Source organism: Methylobacillus sp. DLP286 (assembly GCF_056636515.1).
This window is the reverse complement of sequence record NZ_CM153145.1, coordinates 2,215,709-2,241,341: the sequence shown is the minus strand read 5'-3', so window position 1 is coordinate 2,241,341 and position 25,633 is coordinate 2,215,709. Positions and strand designations below refer to the sequence as shown.

At 58.7% G+C, this 25,633-nt stretch carries 23 protein-coding genes; 17 read left to right on the top strand and 6 right to left on the bottom strand.

Going from position 1 to position 25,633, the window contains the following annotated elements; all coding sequences use genetic code 11:
* The first annotated feature begins 14 nt into the window (after positions 1-14).
* The 15 genes from ACWXTG_RS10625 (at position 15) to ACWXTG_RS10555 (ending at position 17,018) form a co-directional block, all read left to right on the top strand.
* A complete protein-coding gene (locus ACWXTG_RS10625; RefSeq protein WP_309565948.1) occupies positions 15-2,417 on the top strand; it encodes a TonB-dependent siderophore receptor in 2,403 nt (800 codons plus the stop codon).
* A 27-nt stretch (positions 2,418-2,444) separates the two neighbouring features.
* Positions 2,445-3,578 (top strand): PepSY-associated TM helix domain-containing protein, encoded by a 1,134-nt coding sequence (locus ACWXTG_RS10620; protein ID WP_309565947.1) that lies wholly within the window; start codon positions 2,445-2,447, stop codon positions 3,576-3,578.
* Positions 3,579-3,607: 29 nt separating this feature from the next.
* Complete coding sequence (locus ACWXTG_RS10615; RefSeq protein WP_309565946.1) at positions 3,608-3,781, top strand: hypothetical protein; 174 nt, start codon at positions 3,608-3,610, stop codon at positions 3,779-3,781.
* 352 nt (positions 3,782-4,133) lie between these two features.
* A complete protein-coding gene (locus tag ACWXTG_RS10610; protein WP_480219882.1) occupies positions 4,134-4,784 on the top strand; it encodes a PEP-CTERM sorting domain-containing protein in 651 nt (216 codons plus the stop codon).
* A 383-nt stretch (positions 4,785-5,167) separates the two neighbouring features.
* Complete coding sequence (locus tag ACWXTG_RS10605) at positions 5,168-5,686, top strand: sigma-70 family RNA polymerase sigma factor (protein WP_480219881.1); 519 nt, start codon at positions 5,168-5,170, stop codon at positions 5,684-5,686.
* Positions 5,683-6,666, top strand: coding sequence for a FecR family protein (locus ACWXTG_RS10600; protein WP_480219880.1), 984 nt, complete (start codon positions 5,683-5,685; stop codon positions 6,664-6,666). Before ACWXTG_RS10605 ends, ACWXTG_RS10600 begins: the two co-directional genes overlap by 4 nt.
* A gap of 87 nt (positions 6,667-6,753) precedes the next feature.
* Positions 6,754-9,180 (top strand): TonB-dependent siderophore receptor, encoded by a 2,427-nt coding sequence (locus ACWXTG_RS10595; protein ID WP_480219879.1) that lies wholly within the window; start codon positions 6,754-6,756, stop codon positions 9,178-9,180.
* 127 nt (positions 9,181-9,307) lie between these two features.
* Complete coding sequence (locus ACWXTG_RS10590) at positions 9,308-9,838, top strand: sigma-70 family RNA polymerase sigma factor (protein ID WP_480219878.1); 531 nt, start codon at positions 9,308-9,310, stop codon at positions 9,836-9,838.
* Positions 9,839-9,843: 5 nt separating this feature from the next.
* Complete coding sequence (locus tag ACWXTG_RS10585) at positions 9,844-10,812, top strand: FecR family protein (RefSeq protein WP_480219877.1); 969 nt, start codon at positions 9,844-9,846, stop codon at positions 10,810-10,812.
* An 82-nt stretch (positions 10,813-10,894) separates the two neighbouring features.
* A complete protein-coding gene (locus tag ACWXTG_RS10580) occupies positions 10,895-13,354 on the top strand; it encodes a TonB-dependent siderophore receptor (protein ID WP_480219876.1) in 2,460 nt (819 codons plus the stop codon).
* Between the two features lie 238 nt (positions 13,355-13,592).
* Positions 13,593-15,191 (top strand): PepSY-associated TM helix domain-containing protein, encoded by a 1,599-nt coding sequence (locus ACWXTG_RS10575; RefSeq protein ID WP_480219875.1) that lies wholly within the window; start codon positions 13,593-13,595, stop codon positions 15,189-15,191.
* The gene (locus ACWXTG_RS10570) at positions 15,188-15,478 is read left to right on the top strand and encodes a DUF3649 domain-containing protein (protein ID WP_457136869.1); all 291 of its coding nucleotides are present in this window, start codon (positions 15,188-15,190) and stop codon (positions 15,476-15,478) included. The genes ACWXTG_RS10575 and ACWXTG_RS10570 overlap by 4 nt, the downstream gene beginning before the upstream one ends.
* The gene (locus tag ACWXTG_RS10565) at positions 15,475-16,278 is read left to right on the top strand and encodes a DUF3325 domain-containing protein (protein WP_480219874.1); all 804 of its coding nucleotides are present in this window, start codon (positions 15,475-15,477) and stop codon (positions 16,276-16,278) included. Before ACWXTG_RS10570 ends, ACWXTG_RS10565 begins: the two co-directional genes overlap by 4 nt.
* Position 16,279: 1 nt before the next feature.
* Entirely contained in the window at positions 16,280-16,615 is a 336-nt protein-coding gene (locus tag ACWXTG_RS10560; RefSeq protein ID WP_309565935.1) for a hypothetical protein, read from the top strand.
* Between the two features lie 160 nt (positions 16,616-16,775).
* Positions 16,776-17,018 carry a DUF2789 domain-containing protein gene (locus ACWXTG_RS10555; protein WP_480219873.1) on the top strand — a complete coding sequence of 81 codons (243 nt, stop codon included), beginning with the start codon at positions 16,776-16,778 and terminating at the stop codon, positions 17,016-17,018.
* An 11-nt stretch (positions 17,019-17,029) separates the two neighbouring features.
* On the opposite strand, the gene ACWXTG_RS10550 is transcribed toward ACWXTG_RS10555, so the two are convergent.
* The 5 genes from ACWXTG_RS10550 to argS all read right to left on the bottom strand — a co-directional run bounded on the left by ACWXTG_RS10550 (position 17,030) and on the right by argS (position 21,851).
* A complete protein-coding gene (locus ACWXTG_RS10550) occupies positions 17,030-17,659 on the bottom strand; it encodes a pyridoxamine 5'-phosphate oxidase family protein (protein WP_480219872.1) in 630 nt (209 codons plus the stop codon).
* Between the two features lie 261 nt (positions 17,660-17,920).
* Positions 17,921-18,715 (bottom strand): SDR family oxidoreductase, encoded by a 795-nt coding sequence (locus ACWXTG_RS10545; protein ID WP_480219871.1) that lies wholly within the window; start codon positions 18,713-18,715, stop codon positions 17,921-17,923.
* Positions 18,716-18,731: 16 nt separating this feature from the next.
* Entirely contained in the window at positions 18,732-19,367 is a 636-nt protein-coding gene (locus ACWXTG_RS10540; RefSeq protein ID WP_457136863.1) for a thiol:disulfide interchange protein DsbA/DsbL, read from the bottom strand.
* 79 nt (positions 19,368-19,446) lie between these two features.
* The gene (locus ACWXTG_RS10535) at positions 19,447-20,058 is read right to left on the bottom strand and encodes an SPOR domain-containing protein (RefSeq protein WP_480219870.1); all 612 of its coding nucleotides are present in this window, start codon (positions 20,056-20,058) and stop codon (positions 19,447-19,449) included.
* Between the two features lie 134 nt (positions 20,059-20,192).
* Complete coding sequence (argS, locus tag ACWXTG_RS10530; protein WP_480219869.1) at positions 20,193-21,851, bottom strand: arginine--tRNA ligase; 1,659 nt, start codon at positions 21,849-21,851, stop codon at positions 20,193-20,195.
* Positions 21,852-21,957: 106 nt separating this feature from the next.
* Here argS and ACWXTG_RS10525 point away from each other — a divergent pair, with 106 nt between their 5' ends.
* Together ACWXTG_RS10525 and ACWXTG_RS10520 are read left to right on the top strand one after the other, a co-directional pair.
* Positions 21,958-24,168 (top strand): primosomal protein N', encoded by a 2,211-nt coding sequence (locus tag ACWXTG_RS10525; RefSeq protein ID WP_480221229.1) that lies wholly within the window; start codon positions 21,958-21,960, stop codon positions 24,166-24,168.
* Positions 24,169-24,171: 3 nt separating this feature from the next.
* The gene (locus tag ACWXTG_RS10520; protein WP_480219868.1) at positions 24,172-25,236 is read left to right on the top strand and encodes a glycosyltransferase family 2 protein; all 1,065 of its coding nucleotides are present in this window, start codon (positions 24,172-24,174) and stop codon (positions 25,234-25,236) included.
* On the opposite strand, the gene ACWXTG_RS10515 is transcribed toward ACWXTG_RS10520, so the two are convergent.
* The gene (locus ACWXTG_RS10515; RefSeq protein WP_457136858.1) at positions 25,233-25,523 is read right to left on the bottom strand and encodes a DUF5666 domain-containing protein; all 291 of its coding nucleotides are present in this window, start codon (positions 25,521-25,523) and stop codon (positions 25,233-25,235) included. The two genes, ACWXTG_RS10520 and ACWXTG_RS10515, sit on opposite strands and share 4 nt — an antisense overlap.
* Between the last annotated feature and the right edge of the window lie 110 nt (positions 25,524-25,633).

Below are 25,633 nucleotides of genomic sequence, written 5' to 3'. Positions count from 1 at the left end.
CTGATGTTTTTCGCATGAGCAGGCTTGCCGGCCTGTTGTTGCTCTCCGGCTTGGCCAGTATGGTCTTGATGCCGGTCGCCCACGCCGAAACTGCACAAGCGGGCCATGTCGCCAGGTCATTCGATATCCCCGCAGGGCCCTTGGACCAGGTGCTCAATGCCTATGCCAGGGAAACCGGGATATTGCTGGTGATCGACGGCAAGCTGACTGAGGGCAAGCAAAGCCGTGGCCTGAGCGGCGCATACGATTTGCGGCAAGGCCTGGATACGATTCTGACCGGCAGCGGGCTACAGGCGGTGGTGCAGGATAATGGCAGCTACAAGCTGCAGAAGGCGCTGCAAGCTACCCGGCCAGCAGGCGATGCAACGGCGACATTGCCCGAGGTCGCCGTATCGGCCAGCGCCGAGAAAACAGGAGATTTGAGCCAGGAGTATCCCGGCCTTCAGGTGGCGCGCGGTGGACGTGCGGGCTTGCTGGGGCAACGCGACTTCATGGATCTGCCTTTCAACGCAACCAACTACACGTCGGATGTGATTGCGAACCAGCAGGCGCGCAGCATCGGCGACCTTCTGCAGAACGACCCGTCGGTAAGGCAGGCCAGTGCACGCACCAACCTGAATGAGGATTTCTCCATTCGAGGCTTTACAGTCTCCAGTCAGGATATTGCCTTCAACGGCATGTATGGATTGATGCCTTTCTATCGTGTGCCGGTGGAAATGGCGGAACGCGTCGAGGTGCTGAAAGGCCCTAGCGCCCTGCTCAACGGCATGCCGCCGAGCGGTAACGTGGGCGGCAGCATCAATGTAGTGCCCAAACGCGCCGCCGACCAGCCCCTCACGAGGTTCACCGCGAGCTATATGTCGGATTCCGTGTACGGCGGCCATGCCGACCTCGGGCGCCGGTTCGGCGAGAACAACGAGTTCGGCGTCCGCCTCAATGGCGCGTATCGCAAGGGCGACATGCGCATAGACCGCCAGGATGTTGAAGAGACTGTAGGCAGTTTGGCGCTGGATTACCGTGGCGAACGGTTGCGTTTGTCTGCTGATGTCATGTACCAGCAGGAGGATCTGGGCGTAGTAGTCAGGCAATTCATGGTGGGAACCAGCCTGACCAAGATGCCAAGTGCGCCTGATAACAAGCTGAATTATCCCGGTTATGGATATTCCAAGATGAAGGACAGCACCGTGGTATTGCGCAGCGAGTACGACATCAATGACCAAGCCACCGTGTATGCGGGGTTTGGTTATCGCAAGAGCCGCATGGACGCATTGGCAGGCAATCCCACGTTGGACAATGCGGATGGCACTTTCAGTTCTGCCCCTGCTTTACAACTCTATGATGTGAGTTCAAGGTCGGCAGAGATCGGGGGCAGGTTCGAGTTTTCGACGGGGCCTGTCAAGCACCAGATAAGCGCAGGCGTGACGCGCGTGACGCAAAATGCCGACATACATTTTGTCGGCGTGGGGCTATCGGAAACCAATAACATCTATTCCCCGGTGTATGGTAATACGCCGAGTACCAGCGGTTTCCGTGGCAAGACGCTGAAATATACCACCATGGAACTGACCAGCTATGCCCTGGCCGACACCTTGTCCTTCATGGACGGCCGTTTGCAACTGACTCTAGGTGCGCGGCACCAGAATGTTGAGCAGCAGAATTATGCGATAGGCACAGGCCAGAAATCCGGTGCCGGGTACGATAAAAATGCCGTGACACCCGTAGCCGGCATCGTGTTCAAGCCTGTGGACCATGTCGCCTTGTATGCCAACTACATTGAAGGCCTGAGCCAAGGGCAAGTGGCACAGCCGCCGGCAAGCAATGCCGGGCAGATGTTTTCCCCTTACAAAACCAAGCAGAAGGAAGCCGGGGTCAAGGTGGATTGGGGCAGGATTGCCACTACGCTCAGCCTGTTTGAGATTGAGCGCCCCAGTGCGATCACCACCGGCAACGTATATCGCGTGAGCGGTGAACAGCGTAACCGGGGCATCGAACTCAATGTTTTTGGCGAAGTTGCTTCCGGCGTGCGGCTGTTGGGCGGCGGTGCCTATAGCCAAGGCAAGCTGGTCAAGACGGAAGGTGGTGCGTTCAATGGCAATACCGCGATCGGGGTGCCGGACTGGCAGGTCAGCCTGGGCAGCGAGTGGGATCCCGCATTCGCCCAGGGGCTGACATTGACGGCCAGGGTCATCCATACCAGCAAGCAGTACGTGAACGAGGCGAATACTTTATCGATCCCCAGCGCGACGCGTTTCGATATCGGCGCGCGATACCAAGCTGTCCTCAACGATACGCCGGTGACGTTGCGGGCGAATATTGAGAACCTGTTCGACCGGGATTTCTGGAACACCTCCAACGAGGGTTACATTTACCTTGGCACGCCGCGCACTGTGCTATTGTCTGCTACCGTCGATTTCTAGCAGGATAATCTGGGCAAAAGGAACAGGATGAGCATCAGAAAGTGGTATCTCGTACATAAATGGACCAGCCTGGCATGCACGGCATTTTTGCTGATGCTGTGCATTACCGGGCTGCCATTGATATTCCATGAGGAGATCGAGCACCTTTCCGGCGTGGTGGAAGCTCCGCCCATGCCTGAGGATACGCCCTATGCCAGCCTGGACAAGGTGGCGGAGGCTGCGCACAAGCAGCGCCCGGGCGACGTCATCCGCTTCATGTTCTGGGAGCAGGATGAGCATCCGCATGTGACATTGGTCTCGATGGCGGAATCCATGGATGCGCCGCCCGATGCCGGCAAGATCGTATTGATCGACAGCCGTACCGCCCAGATATTGGACGAACCACCGCCCGACCGTGGGTTCATGTATGTGATGTTCAAGCTGCACGTCGACATGTTCGCCGGCCTCCCCGGCATGCTGTTCCTCGGTTTCATGGGGCTGTTGTTCGCGGTTGCGATCGTTTCCGGCATCGTCTTGTACCACCCTTTCATGCGACGGCTGGATTTCGGCACCATCAGGCGCGAAAAGCAGGCGCGCCTGAAATGGCTGGACATCCACAACCTGCTGGGCGTTGCCACGCTGGTTTGGGCGTTGGTGGTCGGGTTGACCGGCACTATCAACACCCTGAGCCAGATCGTGATTTTTATCTGGCAAAGTGACCAGATGGCGGAAATGACCGCACCGTACAAGGATTTGCCGGTGCCCACAACATTCGGCTCCTTGCAGGCGTCGATCGATACCGCAAAACTGGCGATTCCCGACATGCACGTGAGTTTTGTCGCCTTCCCGGGCAGCATGTTTTCCAGCCAGCACCATTACACCGTGTTCATGAAGGGCAATACGCCCGTGACCTCGCGCCTGCTCAAGCCGGCGCTGGTGGATGCCCAAACCACCGAATTGACGGATGCGCGCGAGATGCCCTGGTACGTGAAAACGTTGCTGCTGTCCCAGCCATTGCATTTCGGCGATTACGGCGGCTTGCCATTGAAGGTGATCTGGGCCCTGCTGGACCTGGTCACTATCGTGGTGCTCGGCAGCGGCCTCTATCTCTGGATCAAGCGCCGCAAGCAGACGGAAAAGCGCCTGACGGAGCTGGAGCAGCACCATGCGGCCCGTGCCTAAATCATGACCGGCTTTGGGGAAACCAGGATATGAACAAGCGTTTTACCGACATATGGGGCTGGCCGATCCTGCTGGCGGTCCTCACGACCTTAGGCCTGCTGTCGGCCTTGCTGGGCGTCGGCATCTGGCATTGGCTGGCCTGGGCCAGCCTGGCGGTGCCGATTATCGTGATCTGGCATTATTGGCTACGGCCGAAGCGATGAGCTGCATATTAAGTTAAACGCCGCTTGTGCGAATGGGCAGTAAGGGCATAAAGTGAGAAATCGTTTTATTAACAAAGCTCCGCGCTTGCAGGCTGATCATAATCCACGTCATGATTCTTTATGGCGTGCCACAAAGTGTCATGCTGACCGTGCGCGGCAATCCATCGAGTCCTGCAAAATCTTCTACCCTCTGGTGCGATAAGTTTGCCATCGGGTGGAAGATATTTGGTTATATTGATTTTTGGCGTAAGCTTTAATTGACATAAACAAATGAGAAGACTTATCATTATTGTTACTAATTAACTCACGGCAGTTACGCTCATAGTCGCTGCCACACTAAGGGGAATTCAATATGATCAAGCATTTAGTAGGTTCAGCAGCACTGGCAGTGACCATGATGGCCTCTGTCGCACAGGCGAACGACACAGCAGCGCCGTTTGTCGATGTTGCGGATTCTGCCGAGTTCAATGGCTGGAACCAGTTGTACCGCCCATTGACCGTGGATGATATCGTGGCTGGCTATAGCGCCAATGTCGCGGGTTCTGGCGATGCCGTCTTCACACGTATCGCAGGCACTGCATATCCTGCAGGTGGCGGTTTGTACGAGTACGCAGGTGCTTTCTCCACCTTCACCCTGACAGATTTCACGGTGGCAGACAGCCTGACTTCGATCGTGTTCCAAAGCCATAGCGCAGCTGGCGGCACCGGCAAGGGCCTGTATGACGTTTCCCTGAGCTACACCATTGACGGCGTCGATTACCTGGCTGCCTTGGTTGACGGCAATGCGCAAGCAGACGCTTACAAATACTTCTCCTGGGATCTGAGCAGCGTGACCGGCATTGATGCCATCAAGGTGACATTCTCCACGGAAGCGCATGCCAACTCCTTCGCATTCCAGCTCGACCAAGTGGTAGCGGCAGTTCCAGAGCCTTCCGAATATGCCCTGTTGCTGGCTGGCCTGGCTTTCGTAGGCTTTGCCGCACGTCGCAAGCAGCAAGCCTAAGCCAAAAGCTGAGGCCTGAAGTAAAAACGGCAACCTCTCGAGGTTGCCGTTTTTTTGCCTGCCTTTAAGATAAAAGCCCTGACAAGTCAGGGCGGTAGCCAGGGATAATCGCAATCTTCGGGGGGAATGGATGATATGACCAAGCTACGCGACCTATCCTAGCCTGCTTATATGATGGTTAAGTGGTACCTGCATGACGGTTTGATGACAGATGGCTATAATCCGCTAAACCCCTATTGCAAATGTTGTTGACAATGATTTTCATTTAAATCATGATAGGCATCATACATTCTTGGCACTCTAACTTTCTCCGCCAAAAATGTACTCTCACAAGGCTAGCAGTTCCTGCTGGCCTTCTTTTTATGATACTGGGTCGGCAGGTTATGGCTAACAATTCAGCATCTCGGCACCACTTGTTAGCCGAATGGTATCGCAATCACCATGGCTGGCTGGTCGGTTGGCTGAGACGCAAGCTTGAGAGCGCGGCGCAGGCCGATGATCTAGCCCAGGAGGCGTTCGTGCGCTTGTTCAAGGCGCCGCAGCTGGAGGATGTACGCGAACCCCGCGCCTTCCTCACGGTGGTGGCCAAGCGCGAACTGTACAATTTCTGGCGGCGGCGCGAGCTGGAACAGGCCTATCTCGAAGCCCTGGCGCAGATGCCGGAAGAGTTCGGCCTTTCACAGGAGGAATATGCCTTGCTCAAGGAAGCCATCCTCATCATAGACCGCCAGCTTGAAGGCTTGCCAGGCAAAGTGAAGCAGGCGTTCCTGCTCAACCGCCTGGAAGGCCTGACCTATGTGGCGATCGCGAAAGAAATGAATCTCTCTGTCGCGACCATTGAGCGCTACATGAAGCAGGCCATCATGCATTGTCACCTGGCGCGTCTTGAGGGCAGGTTATGAACCAACAAGCCTTGTCCCGTGAAGCGATTGAGGCCGCCGTCGACTGGCTGGTCAAGCTGAGTTCGGGCGCCGTGAGCGACGAGGTGAATACGCAATTCCAGTCATGGCTGGATGCCGACACCCATCATCAGGCGGCATGGCAGCAGCTTGCCCAGAGCATGACAGGTTTCGAGCAGGTCCACCACCTAACGAACCGGCAGGCGGGACATGCGAATGCGGTGCGCCAGGCATTGGCAGGCCATGTCTCCGCAGAGCGCCGCCATTTCATGAAAGGCGGCGTTGCCGTCGTGGCGCTCGGCTTGGGCACGGCATATCTGACCAACCGGGTCACTCCCCTCACTCACATCACGTCGGACCATGTCACGCCTACCGGTGAGCGCAAGGATATTGCCCTCACCGATGGCACCCGGGTGCAACTCAATGCGCGCTCCGCGCTCGACATTGATTTTTCCGAGAAGCAACGCGTGCTCACCTTGCATCAGGGCGCCTGTATCGTCGATGTGGCGCCGGACGCCTTGCGGCCTTTGCTGCTGCGCACCGTGCATGGCGTGGTGCATGCTACCGGCGGGTGCCGCATGCTGGCGGGGATTTCCGGCGGGCAAAGTTATGCCATGGTGCAGCAGCAATCGCTGGTGGTCGCGCCGCTGCATTACCGCGAAGCCGTATTGACCTCAGGCGAGGCTATGGCGGCCTGGTTCGATCAACACGCCCTGATCTTGAAGCCGGCCAATGTGAACGCCAGCATGGCGTGGGAACACGGCCTGCTGGATGTGCGCGACCAGAGCCTGGAAGAAGTGGTGGAGAGCCTGCGCGCCTACCATGCAGGCTGGATCAGGCTTTCCCCGCGCGCCGCGGGCTTGCGCGTATTCGGCATGTTCCAGCTGGATGACGTCGGGCAGGCCATGCATGCATTGCAGTCCATCCTGCCGGTCAGCATTCGTCGGTACGGCAACCTGCTGACCATGATCGACCTGGTGTAGCAAAATGTTCAGAAAAAATTGAGGGGTTTTCCCGGGGTTGTTGGACAAGGAAGTAGAAACCTTCGATAACATTCAGGGAGCAACTCAATGCAGTCCACAGTTTTCCGGCCTTGCCTCCTGGCATTGGCCATTTCCTCAATCTCCCCGCTTATGCCGGCATTCGCGGCCGAGCCAGCCTCGCAAGCCGCTGCCGTGCAATACGACATTGCGGCGGCCGGCCTGGCGGACGTATTGAGCCAGATTGCCGTTGTCAGCGGCCAGAACATCGTCGCCGAGCCAAAATTGGTGGAAGGCAGGCGCGGCAGTGCGGTGCGAGGAAATTACACCCCGCGCCAGGCCATAGAGCAGGCGCTGGTGGGGACCGGCCTGCAAGCGATTGCCAACGAGGCCGGCGGCTTCGTCATCCGTGCGAGCGCACAGCTCAATAGCGCAGTGCAGGAAAACGCCTTGCCGGAAGTGGCGGTAAAGGCGGCGGCCTTCGAGGCGGTAACGGAAGGCAGCGGCTCCTACACCACGCAGGCCATGAGCACAGCTACCCGCCTGCCGCTGTCCATGCGGGAAACGCCCCAGTCTGTCACGGTAGTCACGCGCCAGCGCATGGATGACCAGGGCATGCTCAATATCAACGACGTGGTCAAAAGCACGCCAGGCATTTTCCTCAGTAACGCGGATGGCCCGGGGCGTCCCAACTTCGAAGCGCGAGGGTTCGGGATCAGCAACATCATGTACGACGGGGCGCTGGTGCCATGGTCGTCCTACATTCCAAGCGCACAGGCCAACCTGGCGATGTACGACCGTGTGGAAGTGGTGCGCGGCGCGACCGGGCTCATGCAAGGGGCCGGCAATCCTTCGGCCGCGATCAACCTGGTGCGTAAAAGGCCGACTAGCGAATTTCAGGGCTCCTTGACTGCCTACGCAGGAAGCTGGGATAGCTACGGCAGTATTCTTGACATGGGCGGCGCATTGAATGAGGCGGCTTCGTTGCGCGGGCGCGTAGTGGCTTCCGTGCAGGAGGCGGGAAGTTTCCGCAACGGGCAGAGCTATGACAACCATCTTTTCTACGCAATCGGGGAAGCCGACCTATCGGAGAAAACCACGCTGACCGTGGGCGCCTATAGCCAAAAAGACGGGACAAACGGGGCCTGGTGGGGAGGACTCCCCGTCAACCCGGATGGCAGCCACGTCAAGCTCAAGCGTTCTGCAACCCTGACGAATAGCTGGGAATACCTGGACCAGGAAACCAAGAACATTTTCGCTATTATTGAACATAACTTCAACGACGACTGGAAGCTGAAGCTCAACACGACATACATGTGGAGCCACATCGACGGCCTTGGCACCTTCATGCGCAGTACGGTGACCGGAGGCAATATCAATCGCGACCTCATGGCATGGCGCGGAGAGCAGGAAAACAAGGCATCCAGCTATGACTTGGTCGTGAACGGCAAGTATGAGGTGTTTGGGCGGCAACATGAGCTGGTGTTCGGCGCTAATCGGAACCAGTTCGACTCCAGCCCGAGAAATTACGGAACGACGTATATCGGCAGCAATACGGATATATACAACTGGAGCAGGAGCGCATTGCTCAAGCCCAACCTTCCCTACACCAGCACCGGCCATACGCGCACGAGCCAGGACGCGGCCTATGTGACGACGCGCCTCAATCTAGCCGACCAATGGAAACTGATACTGGGCGGCCGGTTGGATTGGTACGACTACGACAACTACCGTAATGCCTCGGATTACAAAGTGGTGCGCAACGTCACGCGGTATGCGGGGCTGATATACGATATCAACGACCAGCATTCGCTATATGCCAGCTTCACCGATATTTTCAGTCCGCAAAGCAGCATTGGGCGGGATGGCAACGTGATCCGCCCGATTGATGGCGAGAATTATGAACTGGGGCTCAAGGGCGAATACCTGGACGGCGCGTTGAATGCCAGCATCGCCTTGTTCCAGGTGAACCAGAAGAATCGTTCGCGCGCAGTCAGGGATGTCAGCGAATGCCAGGTAGGTACAAGTTGCGCGGAAGCCTCGGGCGAGGTGCGCAGCCGGGGCGTGGATATGGAGCTGCAAGGCGCATTGCAGCCCAATTGGCAAGTCGGGGCAGGCTATACCTATACCAACACCGAATACATCAAGGACAACACTTATGACAAGGGTGACCGTTTCAATACGATGCTGCCCGAGCACATGTTCAAGCTGACGACTATTTATCGTTTCCTCGGCGATTGGGAAAAATGGAGGGTGGGCGCTAACTTATATCGCCAAAGCCGGATGTATGCGATGGCAGAAGAATCCGGCACTGCTAATGATGTCGAGCAAAAAGCCTATACCTTGGTGGATGTGATCATAGGCTACAAGGCCAGCAAGAACCTTGATTTCCAGCTCAATATCAACAACCTGCTGGACAAGAGCTATTACCGAGGCATTTCCAACAGTGCTCAGTGGGCCTGGGAAAGCTATGGCGAGCCCAGGAGCGCCAGGTTGACCGCCAGATATACTTTCTAACCGTTCTTCATCGTATCGACCGCTTTCCAGGCTGCACCGCCGGAAAGCGGTTTTTTTATTGCTTAACCCAGGCATAAAATAATAAAATGAGAACCATTTCCATTCATTGACTGTGGTTCCCGCTGCCATGTCTTCGGCAAACACCCCTTCCCGCACCGAGATCCTGCGTACCTTGTACCTCGACCATCAAGGCTGGCTGCAAAACTGGTTGCGGCACAAGCTAGGGTGCCATCACCAGGCGGCAGACTTGGCGCAGGAGACGTTCTGCCGCCTATTGTCGGTGTCCCGCGTCGGTCTAGCGGACCTTAAAACGCCTCGCGCCTATCTCACCACCACTGCTACCCGCCTGCTGATCGACCAGGCCAGGCGGCAGAAGGTGGAGCAAGCCTACCTCGAAGCATTGTCGCTGGCATGTGAGGAAAACCGCTCCGTCTCGCCCGAGCAGCATCTCGAAGTCATTGAAACCCTGACCCTGATTGCCGGCATGCTGGAAAGCATGCCTGAAAAGCCGCGCCAGGCCTTCATGCTGAGCCGCCTCGAGAATCTCACCTACCCTGAAATCGGCATGGTGCTTGGGGTTTCCAGCAGCATGGTCAAGCAATACATCGCCCTCGCCATGGTGCATTGCCACAATATCGCCTATGGCGAAGATGCTTGAAACACATGCAAAGCCCAGCCGCCAAAATTGCTCCCGGCATCATTGAGCAAGCCGCCAAATGGCATGTGCAGGTGCATTCCGGCGAAGCCACCGAGGCCGAGCGCAGGGAGTTCGAGCAATGGCGCCAGGCGGACGCGACGCATGCGGAGGCGTATGCGCGTATGGAAAAGCTATGGTCCAGCTTCGACGAAGCGCAGGGCGCGCCAGGCAAGGCGGCATTGAATGCCGTGCTTAAACCGCGCCGCGGCAAACGCATGAAGACGGCTACCAGGATACTTTCGCTGCTGGCGGTTACCGTGGCGGCCGGATTGGCATCGCAGACCCAGCCCGCCCGGGTCATGCGGGCGGATTACAACACCGGCATCGGTGAGCAGCGCGTGATCCAGCTGGCGGACAGCAGCCGGATCACGCTGGATACTCATAGCGCGGTGAACGTGGATTTCAGTCACGGGCAACGCCGCATAGAACTGTTGCAAGGCAAGGTTTTCGTGGACGTGGCCAAGGACAAGCAGCGGCCATTCATCGTCGAAACCGCCGAAGGTACGGCACGGGCGCTGGGTACGCAATATGCCGTCAGGCGGCAGAAGAAAGCGACGCAGGTCACGGTGATCGAGTCCAGCGTCGAGGCCTGCGGCCTGCAGACCGAGTGCGTGACCCTGCAGCCTGGCGAGTCGGCCCGCCTGCAGCGCGGCCTGGCGCTCACCAAGGCCCAGGCCGACGTCCAGGCCGAAACCGCCTGGACGCGCTTCAAGCTGGTGGCGGATGACATGCCGCTGCCGTTGTTGCTGAAGGAATTGCAGCGCTACCATCGCGGGTATCTCTACTTCAACGGCGAGGCGATCGGCGATATCCATGTGTCCGGCGTATTCGCGCTCGACGACACAGCCCATACCCTCAAAGTGCTCGCGGATACGACCCCCGTCGTCATGACGCAATACACGCCCTGGCTGACGGTCATCACGGCTATCAAATAAAAATATTTCGCATTCGCTGTCCCTCCCTGCTTTTGATGCGTCATCGTTGATGAAGACAATACAACAGGGAGCACTACCTTAAATGCAACATTTTGACTCTAGGAGAAAGCCATTGTCCGCAGCCATGCGGGTGGCGCTGGCTTTTTCATCCATTTCCTTGCTTGCTTACGCATCATCCAGCCAGGCTGAACCTGCTGTGCAGGCTGAAAGTGTAAAGTTCTATGAGATTGCCGCCGGTTCCCTTACCGGCGTACTCAATAGCTACGCGCAAGCGGCGGGCGTGATTTTGTCGTTTGATCCTACCCTTACTTCAGGGAAAACCAGCTCCGGGCTTAAAGGCAGCTACACTATCAAGCAAGGCTTTGACCTAGTGTTGCGGAATTCCGGGCTGCAGGTGACACCGGCGGCGGATGGCGGCTACACATTGAAGAAAGTGCCGTTAGGCAGTATTTCATCAAGTCCTGATGTATTGCCGGAAATCTCCGTCAAGGCCGTGGCGGAAACCAAGGCTGTTACGGAAGGCACAGGCTCGTACACCACAAAAAGCATGAGCACTGCGACCAGGATGAATTTATCCTCCAGGGAAACGCCGCAATCGGTGAGCGTGTTGACCCGCCAGCAGATTGAGGATCAAGGCCTGATCACATTGGACGACGCCGTACAGAACATCACTGGTTTGATCGTGCAGAAAGGCTACTACACTGGGGATTCAGGCGGCTTCTTCTCGCGCGGTTTCCAGATTTCCAACTTGTTGCTGGATGGCTTGCCAACCAGCACGGGGGCGAACGGTACGTTCAATGCCGATAACGACGCCCTGGATATCTACGACCGTGTGGAGGTCGTACGCGGTGCTACGGGCCTGACCACCGGTGCCGGCACGCCATCGGCAGCGCTCAATCTCGTGCGCAAGCGGCCGACGGCGGAAGCGCAATCCAGCGTGACCTTGAGTGTGGGAAGCTGGAACAATTTCCGCGCGGTGCTGGATGCGAGCGGCCCGTTGAATGCCGCAGGCACCCTGCGTGGACGTACCGTGGTCACGGCACAGGATAACGATTACTTCTACGATGCTGCGCATGGGCGCAACCAGCAGTTTTATGGCATTTTGGAAGCAGACCTGGGCGATGCCACGGTCGCTGCGCTGGGCATACATTATCGCAGGGTAGATAACGACGGCTTGATTCCCGGCCAGCCTACCAATGCGGACGGCAGTTTTCTTTCCGGGCTCAAGCGCTCTACCAACCTTGCCAACAATTTCGACTATTGGAAACAAACCGACGTCACGGTATTCGCCGACTTGACCCACAAGTTCGCCAATGATTGGCAACTCAAGGCGGCTGCCGTCTGGAAGCGCCCGGAGCAGGACATGCTGTTCTCCGGGCTGAGCCGGAACAGCGACGTGCTCTACCAGAACAGCCAAAGCTACCGGCTAGATAACAAGCAGGATAGCTATGATGCGTCGCTCAATGGCCCTTTTACCTTGTTCGGGCGCAGCCATGAATTGATGTTGGGCGCCAATTACCGCCAGTATGACAACAAGAACTGGGGCGGCTGGGCATCTTATAGCTGGTCCACCTCCGCTCCGGTGGTCGACCCCTACAACTGGAACTCATCCAGCGTCGTTGAGCCGGGCATTAATATGTCGTTGTGGGAGATCGACACCACGACCCGGCAGAAAGGCGCGTATGCCGCGACACGCTTGAATATCGCCGATCCCTTGAAAGTCATTTTAGGCTTGCGTTCCAATTGGTATGAAAACCAGAATCACCTGAATCACTCCGAATATAAGGTAACGCGAGAGATCACGCCTTATGCCGGCATTATTTACGACGTGAACGAGGCGCACTCGGTCTATGCCAGCTGGACCGAGATTTTCGAGCCGCAAAGCAGCGTGGATAAGAGCGGCAACCTGCTTGAGCCGATCACAGGCACCAATTATGAAGTCGGGGTGAAAGGGGAGTATTTCGGCGGCAGGCTGCATGCCAGCCTGGCTACCTTTATCGTCAGGCAGCAGAACCGCGCCGTCAACGACTTGAGCGGCCCGAATCCTTGTCCCGGCACCACTGGAGGGTACTGCCAGCGGGCTTCCGGCGAGGTGGAAAGCAAGGGAGTGGAGCTGGAAGTCGGCGGTGCGTTGACGCCAAACTTGCAGGTCATGACCGGCTATACCTATGTGGCGGCCAAATATACCAAGGATGAAGACCCGGACAATATCGGCAGGCTGTACAACAGCAATTTGCCGCGCCACCAGTTCAAGCTGATGACGAACTACCGTCTGCCGGGCGAACTTTCACGCTGGCGCGTCGGTGGCAGCGTGTATGCGCAGAACAGCATCAAGGCGAACGACGACCCGCGCATCCAGCAATCTGCTTACGCGATCGTGGGGCTGAATGGCAGCTACATCTTGAACGAGAAGACGGAATTCCGTCTGAATATCAACAACCTGTTTGACAAGTACTATTACCAGACCATAGGCTGGGGCACTGGGGGCAATGTGTTTGGCACCCCCAGGAACGTGTTGCTGACGGCACGCTACCGGTTCTAAGCTATGCATAAATAGTAGTTGGTATCCCCATCAAGCAGGCCGCCTCTGTGCGGCCATTGATAGCCAGGCAAAAAAATTTTGGGTTTGGGGTGTCCTTTTTGCATTCTCAAGTGTCATTACTAATAAGAGGGTAATATTTCGAAATATTGGCCCATCCGCATGATGGGCTGCTTCAATGAATATGCAAGGCGGATAGCGGCCCTATCCGCCTTTTGATTGAACCGAGCAAGGATTTGTCGTGAAAGAAGGCTTTCGCCAGAGCATGGCCTGGCTGCACACCTGGGTGGGCCTGCTGGTCGGCTGGGTGTTGTTTTTCGTATTCGTCACCGGGACGACGGGCTATGTGAACGCCGAAATTACGCGTTGGATGCAGCCGGAGCTGCCCTTGCCCAAGAAAGTGGTCGAGGTACCGTCCGCCCAGGTGCTGAAGCTAGGCCTGGACCGGCTCGAGCAGGTGGCCCCCGACGCCAAGATGTGGAGCATCACCTTGCCGCATCGCGGGCTGGCCGAGCGCACGGACCGCGAAGCCGGCATCGCCTGGGAAGACATGCCCCGTCCGGGGCTGGAGCGCGGGCGGCGCGGCAACGAGAATTTCGACCCGGTGACCGGCGTGCCGGACCAGCCTGTGGAAGGCCGGGAGACCGGCGGCGGCTGGGAGCTGTATGAAATGCACTACGCGTTGCATTACATCGATTACGACGTCGCGTTCCGCATTGTCGGCGTGTGCACCATGTTCATGCTGCTGGCGATTATCAGCGGCGTGATCACGCACAAGAAGATTTTCAAAGACTTTTTCACCTTCCGCCCCGGCAAGGGCCAGCGCAGCTGGCTGGATGCGCACAACCTGGTGAGCGTCATGGCATTGCCGTTCTTCCTCATGATAACCTACAGCGGGCTGGTGTTCTTCGCATTCCAGTACATGCCGACAGTGAAGGATACCTTGTACGGCTCCTCGGAAAAGCAATTGCGCCAGCTGTACGACGAACTGTTCAAGCGCGACCCGGTGGATAAGGTCTTCGAACCGGTGAAGCGCCCTGCCGCTTCCGTGGAGAACATGATCGCGACGGCCCAGGCGGCTTGGGGCAAGGTGCCGGTCGCCACAGTGATGTTGCGCCATCCTGCCGCTGAAGGGCTGTACGTGGAGATCATCGGCGATTACTCCACCACGCTCAACCGCGGTTTTCCGCCCAAGTTGCGTTTCGATGCGGTGACGGGCGAGCCGGTGGAATTCGACAATGAGACCAATGCCTCCATGCTGACGCGCAACGTGATGCTGGCCTTGCACGAAGGGCATTTCGCCGGCTGGTGGCTGCGCTGGCTGTATTTCCTCTCCGGCGTGCTCGGCTGCGCGATGATAGGCACCGGCCTCGTATTGTGGACGGTGAAGCGTCGCAACAACTATCTAGGCAAACACGGCGGCACGCCGGGCTTCGGCCACCGCCTGGTGGAAGTGCTCAATGTCGGCACCATCGTCGGCCTGCCGGTGGCCGTGGCCGCGTATTTCTGGGCCAACCGCCTGCTGCCGATAGAAATGGCGGATCGCGGCGAATGGGAAATGCATTGCCTGTTTGCCTCCTGGGGCTGGATGTTCATCTATGCCGGCCTGCGCCCGCTCAAGCGTTCCTGGCTGGAGAGCCTGTATATCGCCGTGGCGGCGTTCGGCCTGATCCCGGTGCTGAATTTCCTCACCACCGATAAGCACCTGGGCGTCACCCTTCCGCATGGCGACTGGGTGCTGGCAGGCTTCGACCTGACCATGCTGGCGTTTGCCGCCGCCTTCGCCTATATCGCCCATAAGCTCAAGAAGAGGTGGCTCAAGCAGGAGGGCAAGGCATGAGCGAAACGGCACGTTACCGCCTGGCGGTCGCCTCGCGCATAGTGGCCGCGGTCGTCGCCGGCTACGCCCTGGCTTCCGCGGTATCCATATTGTTCGCGCTGTTGCTGCCGGTCTCCAGGGCCGAGGCCGTGCTGGCTTCCACCATGTTGAGCTTTGCCGTCTATGCGGGCATCGTCATCTGGGTGTTTCATGCGCGCAGCGCGACGCGGGCCTGGATCGGCCTGCTGGTTCCCCTGGCCGTGATTTCGCTGGCTTGCTGGCTATTGATGCCGGGAGGCGCCGCATGACCGCATACCATGTCGCCGTGTTGCTGTTCGCCCTGGCAGGCTTTGCCGCGCTGGCCGCCAGCATGGAGAAGCACGGCAGGGAGCTGACCGGAAGAGAATTGAGCTTGGGACAGCGCAGATTTGTTTACTGGCTGGGCTGGAGCCTGCTGGCAATCGCCTTGGCATGCGGCGTGGCAGGATGGCGCTGGAATATCGGCCCGGTCGTACTGCTGGGCTGGCTGAGCGTCGTGGGCGTGCTGATCGCGTTCATGCTGCCCTGGTGGCCTCTGCAGCCGAAGCATGCGCCGCGCAAGGAAAAGCCGCTGCCGCAACTGCAGGAGACAGTCCTGTCCTTGCCCTTACGAGCCTTGCTGGTCCTGGCATTGCTTGCAGTGCCGTCATGGGTGGTGTTCAATGCCTGGAAAATGTCGGAGCAGGCCGTGCTGCGCGAGGATGCCATCCACGGCAAGATCGGCCCCTGGACCTTCGTAATCGCCGAAGAAAACCAGGACGGCCCGGAATTCTTTGCCGGCAAGACGCCGGTCAAGGAGTTCCATCTGCGCTTCTGCGAAGCCTGCGATGGCGAAATCCGCGCGGCCTACCTGAAGATACGCAAGCCGCGCTCCCTGCGTGCCGCAGGCCTGGCGTTCCAGGGCGCAAGGTGGACGAGGGAAGTGGCCATTTACATTCCTCCCGCCGCCACGCTGGAAGACCAGATCTGGCTGACGGTGGAAAGCAAGCGCGGCGAGGTGTATCACCAGGCCTTCGATATCGAGCGGTTATCCCCCGCCACCGCCAAGTTCATCAAGGAGAAGCGATAGCATGCAAGTTGGCAAAACCTTCATTTCCCGTACCCTCGTGCTGCTGGCTTTGCTGGGCAGCTCGCCGGCATGGGCGCACGGCGTGCATATCCCGATAGGCAAATGCTGGACGGAAGCCAAGGAAATCGTCTGCGAGGGCGGCGAATCCGACGGCCATCCGCTGCTCAACGCGTTGGTGGAAGTGATCGACTACAATGAAAACATGCAGTTTTCCGGCAAGCTGGACGACCATTCCCGCATCCGTTTCAAGCGTCCCCAAGGCGAGTTCTACATCCTGATCGATGCGGGGCCGGGACAAGTGATCGAAATCGACTGGAAGGACATCAAGGGCGTTTAGCGCGGCTGGCACAATGCTCCTGGCGTCCCGCACGCTTGCAGGCCGCTCTTGCTTCCGATGTAGGCGTAGCGCTGATTGAACGGCATCACCGCCTATGCTTAAATCGATGGGTGATTGACCTGTGCAATGTTCGCCAACGATTTGAGACGAGGTGCCACCCATGAGCCAGACCTTCCACCCTTTTTCCGAACTGTTTGCCCAGCTTGGCCTTCCCACTGATGAATTGGGCATCCGCCGGTTTCTCGCCGAACACTCTCCCCTGCCTCATGACGTTCTATTGCCTGACGCCCCTTTCTGGACGCCCGCACAGGCAGCCTTCCTGCGCGAAGGCTGGTTGCAGGATGCCGACTGGGCCGAAGTGATCGACCAGCTCAACATCGCATTGCGTCCGGCCGCGGCGTGAAGCCGCAAGTCCTAATACAAATTCTTCTTCGCATCATGATCCAGCGCCAGGTTGATCAGCTTGGCCGGGACGAATAGCTTGTACTGATCCTTGGCAATCTGCCCCAAGGTGGGAAACTCCTTCCGGTTGATCTGCTTGTCCGCATTCCACAGCTCCGAGCGCCGCAACGCCTTGGAGCAATGCATGTACACCTCCTTCACTTCCACCACGATCACTGCGCGAGGCTGCTTGCTTTGGTGCACGAAGCGCTGCATGAGGTTCTCATCCAGGGTAATGGACGCCACGCCGTTGATGCGCAGCATTTCATGAATGCCCGGCAGGAAGAACAGCATGCCCACACCGGGCGAAGCAAGGATGTTGGTCAGCGTATCCAGCCGGTTGTTGCCTGGCCGGTCAGGAAAGGCAATGTGCCGGTCATCCAGCACATGGACGAACCCCGGTTCCCCGCCGCGCGGCGAAAGGTCGCCCAGGCCCTCCTGCCCATGCGAGCTGATGCAGAAAAAGGGCGATAGTCCGATAAACCTGCGGCTATATTCGTCCAGCCCGGGCAATGCCTTGTCGCGGATGGCTTTGGCTGGCTCATCGTAAATAGTCCTGAGCTCCGATAGGGAGGAAATGGCAGTAATGCCGGACAATGACATGGCATGCTCCTGGGTAAAAGTGATTGCATGGGAGATTGACCGTAGTTTATCACGATGTTAATAATTCTTATTTGCGACAATCGCGGCGAATTGTCAATCCATGCTGACAGTTCATATTCATATCCACGATGAGTGCAACACTGAAATGACAATCTGTCGTGTGGAGCAGCTATACAGCCATTACCGTGGCTAGCTGCATAATTGGCTGCGCGGGATCAGGATGGAGAAGTCGTTCTGAGCGCCGTGCGGCCGTGCGGTATGTCAAAGCTCTATCCTGGGCTTATGCGGTGCGTTCTTGGTCAACCTATCCCATAACCAGCGCGGGATAATGCGCAGGATGCGCGCTACCCAGCCCATCTGCCAGGGGATGACGACAAAGCGCTTGCGTCGGGCGATGGCGTGGGCAAACTTTGCTGCGGCAATATCGACGTCCATGAGGAAGGGCATGCGATAACCGTTGACGTCTGTCATCGGGGTGCGGATGTAGCCTGGGGCGATGGTGGTGACGGCGATGCCGTGGTGCTGCATCTCGGTACGCAGGCTTTCGAGATAGGTGATGGTTGCGGATTTCGAGGCGCTGTAGGCGCCGGCCCCCGGCAGGCCGCGTATGCCCGCGACGCTGGCGATGCCGACCAGCTGGCCTTGCAGGCCGGATGCCCGTATGGCGGCGATGAAGGGCTGGAAGGTATGTACCAGTCCAAAGACGTTGATCTCGAACACAGTATGGAAAGCTTCGATGTCTTCAGCTTCAGCGGTCAACGTGCCGCGGCTGACGCCGGCATTGGCGATGACGATATGCGGCACGCCCGCGGCCTGGATGAACGCCTGGGCAGCACCCTGCATGGCGTGGGCGTCACGCACATCCACCTGATAGGGCAGGCATTGCCCGGCAGGAAATTCTGCGGCGAGTGATTCCAGCAGGGTCGATCTGCGGGCAGTAACGCCGACAATTGCGCCCTGCCTGAGGTAGTGCCGGGCAAGCGCCAGGCCGATGCCGCTGGAGGCGCCGGTAATAAAAACCCGCTGGCCGGCAGCGGGTGTGGACGTGTGCAGCATCGCGACAGTTGGGAAATTACTTGGCGCCGCCGCTCTTTTCCTTGCGCACGTTCTCGATGAGGTAGTCGGCGACCTTGAGCACGTTCTGGTTGCCCCCCGCCATGGAGCTGGAGGTGATGTAGCGGCCGTCAATGATGATGGCAGGCACGCCAGTGGCACCGGAATCGCGGAAGGTGTTCATCGCGCGCACGACATTGTTGTTGGTGGAGAATGAGTTGAACGCTTCTTCCACTTTCTTGCGGTCCTGTCCGCCTTGCTTGGTGATCCAGTCGATCAGTTGCGCTTCCACTGTCGGGTTGACGGTGCGGGCCTTGTGAATGGCGTCGAACAGCTGGTTATGCAGCTTCTCGGTCAGGTTGAGGGCTTCCAGCGCATAAAACGCCTTGCCGGCAGGCGCCCAGTCTGGACGAGGGACGCCGGGAACGCGCTTGAAGTAGACATCCTGCGGCAGCTTCTTCACCCAGGTCGCCAGGCTTGGTTCCAGGTGGTAGCAATGCGGGCAGCCGTACCAGAAAATTTCCAGCACTTCGATCTTGGCCGGGTTGTCGGTCTTGATGGTCTTGGCTGTCTGGTTGAATTCGTTACCCAGTTGCGGATCCGCCATGGCCGTTGCAGATACCAGCAGCATCAAGGCAGCGAGAAGCTTTTTCATATCATGTCCTTACGATCGAGTTTAGGTGGTTAACGTTGTGCAAATTGTTCTGGATGACCTAAGGGAAATAGATCCTAACTTATTGTCCAGGGCTATTCACTTTGATCAAATCCGCCTTGAAGCCGTTTTGCGCAAGATCAGACTTGGCGCTATTGATTTGGTTCAGGTCGGCGAACGGGCCGACGCGCACGCGGTGCCACACGCCCTTGCCGGGGATCGTGGCCGTCTGCACGATGGCTTCTTGCCCCAGCAATGCCAGCTTGGCCTTCATGTTGTCGGCCTCTTGCTCGGTCTGGAACGCCCCGACCTGCAGGAAATAGCTTTCCTGCGTTTGCGCGGGGGCCGGGTCAGCCTCCTTCTGCTTTATTTCCTGCTCCGTTACCTGGCTTTCGGTGCCAGGCAGGATGGTATAGAAATCGAAACGCGGCTTTTCGCTGCCGGATTGTCCATTGCCGGCTTCATTGGTTGGCTTACTTTCCGACTTGGGCAACGCGATCTCGCCTGGCTCCAGCTTGGGCTTGCCTACCTTGTCCGAAAACGGGCTGTCGCTCTTCATGACGACGATGGCGACACCGACGGAAATGCCGACACCTAATAGCAGACCGACCAGCAAACCGGTGAAAAACGGGCTGCCTTTGCTGTTGCCGCTGGAGCTCGATTTGCGCTGTGCTGGCTTGTAGTCTCGACTCACGATAATTCCTCTTCCTCTTTCATTCATGTCCTGGCAGGCCTTGCATGGAGGCCTGCCTAGCGACTTGACTCAGGTTGCGATGGTTCCCCGTCAACAATCAATTCTTAAGCAATGCTTGAAGTTTACATCTTCGCTTACATTTTTTCTGGCGCGCTCACGCCGAGCAGTTCCAGGCCATTGCGCAGCACCTGGCGCGTGGCGCTGACCAGTGCCATGCGCGCTGCGGTGATATCGGCATTTTCCACCAGGAATTTATGCGCGTTGTAATAACTGTGCAGGTCGCCGGCGAGATCCTTGAGATAGGTCGCCACCATGTGCGGCGCCAGTTCCTGCGCGGCATTGGCAACCAGCTCGGGAAATTCGCCCAGGCGCTGCATCAGCACGGCTTCGTGCTCGGTATCCAGCGGGCTGAGGTCGGCCTGGGCCAGGCTGGCGATGTCGCCGCCCCATTCGTTCAATACGCTGCAGATGCGCGCATGGGCATACTGGATGTAATAGACCGGGTTGTCGTTGCTCTGGGCGCGGGCGAGGTCGATGTCGAACACCAGTTGCGAATCGGCGCGGCGCGCGGCCAGGAAGTAGCGTGTGGCATCGCAGCCGACTTCCTCGATCAGGTCGCGCAGCGTGACGTAGCTGCCGGCACGCTTGGAAATCTTCACCTCCTCGCCGCCGCGCATCACGGTGACCATCTGGTGTAGCACGTATTCCGGCCAGCCTTTGGGAATGCCGACATCGAGCGCCTGCAAGCCGGCGCGCACGCGGGTGATGGTGCTGTGATGGTCGGCGCCCTGCTCGTTGATCACGCGTTCGAAGCCGCGCTGCCATTTGTCGAGGTGGTAGGCCACGTCGGGGACGAAGTAGGTATAGCCGCCCTCGCGCTTGCGCATGACGCGGTCCTTGTCGTCGCCGAAATCGGTAGTGCGCAGCCAGAGGGCGTCGTCCTGCTCGTAGGTGTGGCCGCTCTTGACCAGGTTGCCGACAGTACTTTCCACTTTGCCTTCGCGATAGAGCGCGGACTCGAGCGAGAACACGTCGAAATTGATCTTGAACGCCTTGAGGTCGAGATCCTGCTCGTGGCGCAGGTAGGCCACGGCAAACTGGCGGATCGCCTCGGCGTCCTCGGCGTCGCCCTTGCCGGTAACGGCCTGGTCGTCGGCGGTGACGGTTTCCTTCGCCATGTAGGCGGCCGCGACATCGGCGATGTAGTCGCCGCGGTAGCCGTCTTCCGGCCAGGCGGCATCGTCAGGCGTGATGCCCTTGCAGCGCGATTGCACGGAGATGGTGAGGTTGTCGATCTGTGCGCCGGCATCGTTGTAGTAGAACTCGCGCGTGACCGCCCAGCCGTTGGCGGCGAGCAGGCGCGCGAGACAGTCGCCGACTGCGGCGCCGCGCCCGTGGCCGACATGCAGCGGCCCGGTCGGGTTGGCGGAAACGAACTCCACCTGCACCTTGCGTGCCTGCCCTGCGTCGTTGCTGCCGTATTGCGCGCCCTGGCGCTGGATTTCGCGCACCACCGCTTGTTTGGCGGCGGGGCTCAGGTAGAAGTTGATGAAGCCTGCGCCCGCGATCTCGACCTTGGCGACGTATTCGGAAGCGGGCAATGCCTTGATCAGGGATTCGGCAATCGCGCGCGGATTCTGGCGCAACGGCTTGGCCAAGGTCATGGCGAGGTTGGTGGAAAAGTCCCCATGCTGCGTGTTCTTGGGACGCTCAAGCTGGATGGCGCTGGTGCCCGCGTCGGCAGCTAGGCTGTTTGCGGCGACCTGCAGTAATTCGGTAAGATGTGCTTTCAAGGCGAGCGACGAACGTGAATAAAAGCATTATTTTAACCTACTGCAAGCTTGCACTGATATGCAATTGTCGAACTTCGTCATGCGGACGGCAGATGATGGGGACGGCATGAGCCAGCATTCTTCCGATATGCATATCCTCAAAGTCGCGCTGGATGTCCCGCTGGACGTCGTGTTCGATTACCGTAGCGATGTGCCTGTGCAGGTTGGGCAGCGCGTCGTCGTGCCATTCGGCTCGCGCAAGCAGGTGGGCGTGGTGGTCGATATTGCAGCCGCCAGCGATATCGCCCCGGCCAAGCTCAAGTCCATCATCCGGCATTTCGACCACGAGCCCGTGCTCGACAGCGAATTCTTCTCGCTGCTGAAATTCTGCGCCGATTACTATCAATATCCTTACGGGCAGGCCCTGCTTTCGGCACTGCCCGCGCGCCTGCGCCAGACCGAGCCGGCGCAGGCGAGGCAGCAGTTCTGCTATTGGCTCAACGCTGCCGGCCAGGCCGCCGACGTGGCGTCCATTCCGGCGCGGCAAACGATACAGCGCCGGATTTTCACCGCATTGCGCGAGCATGGCCGCCTGAACGAGGCGGAACTGGCGGAACTCAGTCCGGGTTGGCGCAAGGGGCTGGCGGCCCTGCGCGAACAAGGCTGGATAGAGGAAGAGCAAGTCTATGCAGGCTTGAGTTCGACATTGCACGCCTCCAATGTGCAGCCTAAGCTGAACGACGAACAATCCCATGCCGTGCACAGCATCCTGCAGCAGCGGGATACGTTCAAGCCATGGCTGCTGCACGGCATCACCGGCAGCGGCAAGACCGAGGTCTACATCCGCCTCCTGCAGGCGGTGCTGGAGGGCAATCACGACCAAGCGCTGGTGCTAGTGCCGGAAATCAACCTCACGCCGCAGCTGGAGGCGCGGTTCCGCACCAGGTTGCCGCAATATCCGTTGGTCACGCTGCATAGCAATCTCAGTGAAAGTGAGCGCTTGCAAAACTGGCGTCTGGCGCAAACCGGTGCGGCACGTATCGTGATCGGTACGCGCCTGTCGGTTTTCGCTCCCCTGCCCAGACTCAAGCTCATGATCGTGGACGAGGAACACGATACTTCCTACAAGCAGCAGGACAGCATGCGCTACCACGCGCGTGATGTGGCGCTGGTGCGCGCGCAACGCCGCAATATCCCCATCGTGCTGGGTTCGGCCACTCCGGCGCTGGAAACCTGGCATAACGCCCAGAGCGGCCGCTACGGCATGCTCAGCATGCAGCAGCGGGCGGTGAGCCAGTCGCAGCTGCCGCGGGTGAATTGCGTGGACGTTTCCCGCGTGCAGATGCAAGAAGGCTTGTCGCCGCAACTGGTCAAAGCCTTGAAAACCCGCCTGGAGCGGGGCGAACAGAGCCTGCTCTTCATCAACCGCCGCGGTTATGCACCCGTGCTGCTGTGCAACGCCTGCCATTGGATCGCGCCCTGCATGCGCTGCAGCAGCAGGCTGGTGGTCCACTTGCGCCAGGGTTTCCTGCGCTGCCATCATTGCGGCCACGAGCAAAAAATCGTGCGGCAATGCCCGAGTTGCGGCAATGCCGACCTCCACCCCACCGGGAACGGTACGCAGCGCCTGGAGGAAACCCTGGCCAAGCTGCTGCCAGAAGCGCGCGTATTGCGGGTCGACCGCGACAGTACGCGCCGCAAGCATGCCCTGAGCGAGATGCTGTCCGCGGTGCATGAGGGAGAGGTGGATATCCTGGTGGGGACGCAAATGCTGGCGAAAGGCCACGATTTTCCCAACCTGACTTTGGTGGGTGTGCTCGATACCGATAGCGCCCTGTTCAGCCCGGATTTCCGCGCCGCCGAGCGATTGTTTGCCCAGCTCATGCAGGTCGCGGGGCGAGCGGGCCGGGCGGATAAGCCAGGCGAGGTATTGATCCAGACCACCTTCCCTGAGCATCAATTGTTCAACGCCTTGCGCGGCCAGGATTACGCAGCTTATGCCGCCGGCCTGTTGCAGGAGCGCGAAATCGCCCAGTTCCCGCCCTACGAATTCCTGGCCTTGATCAAGGCTGAGGCCAACGAATACGGCCCTGTGCAACGCTTCCTGCAATTTGCTGCCGATGCCGCACGCGAGCTGGGCACCGACGCGCTGGTGTACGACCCGGTCCGGCCGCAGATGGAGCGCTTGAAAGGCATGGAGCGCGGGCAACTGCTGTTCCAGGCCGCAACCAGGCAAGCTCTCCAGGTGGTCCTGAGGCAGCTCACGCCGCAATTGCGCGCGCATCCGCTCAGCAACAAGATACGCTGGGCGGTGGACGTGGACCCGCAGGAGTTCTAGCCCGTGTCCAGCAAGCGCATAGCTCTGGTGATGATCGCCCGCAACGAGGCACACTCGATAGCGCGCTGCCTGCTAAGCGCCCAGCCATGGGTGGATGAGATGATCGTGCTCGATACCGGCTCGCAGGATGAGACCGTCACCATTGCCGAGTCGCTGGGCGCCAAAGTGCATCCGTTTATCTGGTGCGATGATTTTGCCGCTGCCAGGAACGCGGCGTTGGAATTATCCAGCGCTGATTGGAACCTGGTGCTGGACGCGGATGAGTGGATTATCTCCGGCGGTGAGGCATTGGCCGCATTACGGCATTGCAACGAGGAGGTGATCGGCATATTGCGCCGTGACGATGAGGCCGAGGTGGACGGGGGGCTACAGGTTGCCAGCGTGTGGATATCCCGCATCCTGCCGCGCCACGTGCGCTATGCCGGGCGTATTCACGAACAGCCGGTCTGTCCCGGCATGCCGAGACGGCAACTGGCTCTGGTCGTCGGACATGACGGCTATTTGGAGCAGAACAAGGCGGCCAAGCAGGGGCGCAACGAGGCTTTGCTGCGGTTGGAACTGGCATCGAACCCGGAGGATGCCTACCTCAATTACCAGCTAGGCAAGGAACTGGAAATCTACGCGCATTTTGCCGAGGCGGTGCCGTTTTACGAGAAGGCGTTGCTGCGTACCGGAGCCAATGCCGCCTGGCGGCACGACCTGGTGGTGCGCAGCCTGTTCAGCCTGAAGAAGGCAGGCCGTTTCAGTCAGGCTGTCGACTTGGCTGAAGCGGAGATGCCGCATTGGCAGCATTCTCCCGACTTCTTCTTTGCGCTCGGCGACGTCCTGCTGGACTGGGCAATTGCCGATCCTTCGCAAGCCGAGGCCCTGCTGCCAATGATCGCCTCAAGCTGGGAAAGATGCCTGGAAATCGGCGACAACTCCACCCTCAACAGCACAGTAGTCGGCAGGGGCAGCTTCCTGGCTGCCAAAAACCTTCACGCCTTTCACCTTAGCCTGGGACAGGCGGACCAGGCTGAATACTTCGCCAACCTTGAACGCGAGCTGCTGCGGCAACGCAGTGTTTAGTTCTTGCCGCATTTTTCAGGCTTGACGGTTTCGATCTCGGATACCACGCCCTTGTCATGCTCCACCTCGACACAGGCGCCTACCACCAACGGGCCTTGATCGGGATCGATATCGGTCTTCTCGGTGACTTCCACCTGTTGACCGCTGATGGTCCAGATACCTAGGTTGCCTGCTGGGCGCGCGTCGATACGTCCGACGAATTCTTTATCCGCCATGGCGGGGGTGCTGACCAGCAGAGTACTGACGGTGAGGAGGGAAATAGTGCTGAATAGATTGGCGAGCTTCATGTTGTTATCCTTTCTTGATGTTGAGCTTGGATGAAAGCAAGCTTAACCATTGGAATATCGCCACCGTATCGGAATCAGGCTGATCTTGATGTAGGACTCCTGCCGAGGCG